This window comes from Glutamicibacter sp., assembly GCF_035257265.1.
Lineage (GTDB): Bacteria > Actinomycetota > Actinomycetes > Actinomycetales > Micrococcaceae > Glutamicibacter.
Genome location: NZ_DATEXC010000044.1, coordinates 1 through 1810, shown reverse-complemented (window position 1 = coordinate 1810; position 1810 = coordinate 1). Strand labels below are relative to the sequence as shown.

Below are 1810 nucleotides of genomic sequence, written 5' to 3'. Positions count from 1 at the left end.
TTTTGATATTTTTCATGCTTGCATGCTTTATAGAAAAATTGCATCACAAATCAACTAAGGGATTGACCAAAAGTTTGCATGGGTTCCCCTTGTCCCGATAAATGCTAAAGTGCACACCTGAAAGAGCGGTCAAGGGTAGGCGTAGCCTATCGCGTAGCGACGCGTAGCGCCCTTGAGGGGTCTTTCAGGCGTGCAACAATCGGGCATCGGGGCAAGAGAACAGCATTTAGCAAGTGACAGTTAAAAGATGAACCCGACCGCATAGGAAGGCAGTCGGGTTGGGAGATTCGACGCCAGTCAGTTTACGTCGTCGCTCATATCGTCTAGGTAAAGCATGATCTCAGCTAGGGCTTCCGCGACGTCAATGCTGTAGAAATCAGCGGGGTTCTCTTCGCTTTGGAGCCAAAGCAATCCACCGAGATAGGGCAATAGGTCAGCCGATTCCGCACCCGGTGTTTCGAAGTTATTCCTCCCGGCACTAAGAATTTCCTCCCGGGTGGCGCCGCGCTCCTCCATGCTTTCCAGAGTAGCAAGTAGTGCTTCCAGGAGATCTGACCCCTGCGCGACATTCGTCGCCTCGACGCGGGTTCGAGGGCTCATGATTTGCCGGACGACTCCTGGTCGATAGGCATTAGGGTCGGCAATAAAGACTCGGAGTTGCGCTATGAGAGTTTGGGTAGTCATATCGACTGCCTTTCCTTGATTTTCAGCTGAGGCCCGAGCTGGGCTGTCCAGCGTGGGTTCCTATCCCCTGTTGATACTCTAATTCTAGCATGCATGCATTTTTGCATGCATGCTATCTTTCTAGTTTTTTGATATTTTTCATGCTTGCATGCTCTCTATAAAAATTGCATCCCAGATCAACTGAAGAATTAGTTAGAGACTGACGATTTTGTCGGGACGGAAACCTGACCAGTGATCAGAATTTGTCACCACTACAGGCGCTTGCGAGTATCCCAGGGATCGGACGAATTTTAAGGCGTCTTGATCCTGGCTAATATCAACGTTCTTATAGTTGATGCCCTTTTTTGTCCAACTCGCGATAGGTGGCAGTGCATTGAACACAGTTCGGTTTGCTGTAGACGGTGGCTACGATATCCATGACTTTCTCCTTGTCCCCTTTTGCGACTGCTAACTGGGTTGCCCCGCTGTGGCGCGGGGCAACCTTAAAATTAGAACTGAGGCATTCCCCGATATTCTTCGGGCAGGTCTTCAAACTTCTCTGGAAGGTTTGGCGGTGCTTGGTCGACGTTGAACTGCCAATGACTGTAAGCCATGCGGTCGATTACTTCGATGAAAGCTTCGCGGGTTTCGTAGTACCTTGTTTCAAGGTCCCCTTCGACGTACTGGCCTATACCCCATGTGTTTCCAGTCGATTCGCTTCACGCCCTGTAGAAAATGATGACGTATGGCCATGCGCCTAGATCCCAACCATCTTTACCCCATGAGCCGATTGCACTCCAGTCGTTGCGTTCGGCAAGCTCCATGTACTCGTAGCCGTGATCCCATACGCTCTGAGGGAGGGTTGGGGCGTTGATTTCTCGACCAGTATCGACCGTGGTGCTGATGGTAGTCATGTCGACTGCCTTTCCTTGGTTTTCAACCGAGGCCCGAACTGGACTGTCCAGCGTGGGTTCCTATCCCTGTTGATACTTCAATTCTAGCATGTTTGCATGTTTGCATGCAAGCTACCTTTCTAGTTTTTTGATATTTTTCATGCTTGCATGCTTTATAGAAAAATTGCATCACAAATCAACTAAGGGATTGACCAAAAGTTTGCATGGGTTCCCCTTGTCCCGATAAATGCTAA

The 1810-nt window shown here is 49.4% G+C and carries 2 protein-coding genes and 1 pseudogene; all 3 read right to left on the bottom strand.

What is annotated here, in order from left to right; genetic code table 11:
* Positions 1-297: 297 nt before the first annotated feature.
* The 3 genes and pseudogenes from VJ369_RS12565 to VJ369_RS12555 all read right to left on the bottom strand — a co-directional run bounded on the left by VJ369_RS12565 (position 298) and on the right by VJ369_RS12555 (position 1577).
* Positions 298-684, bottom strand: a complete 387-nt coding sequence (locus VJ369_RS12565; RefSeq protein WP_324092410.1) for a hypothetical protein — start codon at positions 682-684, stop codon at positions 298-300.
* A gap of 192 nt (positions 685-876) precedes the next feature.
* A pseudogene (nrdH, locus tag VJ369_RS12560) lies at positions 877-1096 on the bottom strand (glutaredoxin-like protein NrdH).
* A 286-nt stretch (positions 1097-1382) separates the two neighbouring features.
* Positions 1383-1577: a hypothetical protein gene (locus tag VJ369_RS12555; RefSeq protein ID WP_324092409.1), complete on the bottom strand. Its 195-nt coding sequence runs from the start codon at positions 1575-1577 to the stop codon at positions 1383-1385.
* Positions 1578-1810 lie beyond the last annotated feature (233 nt).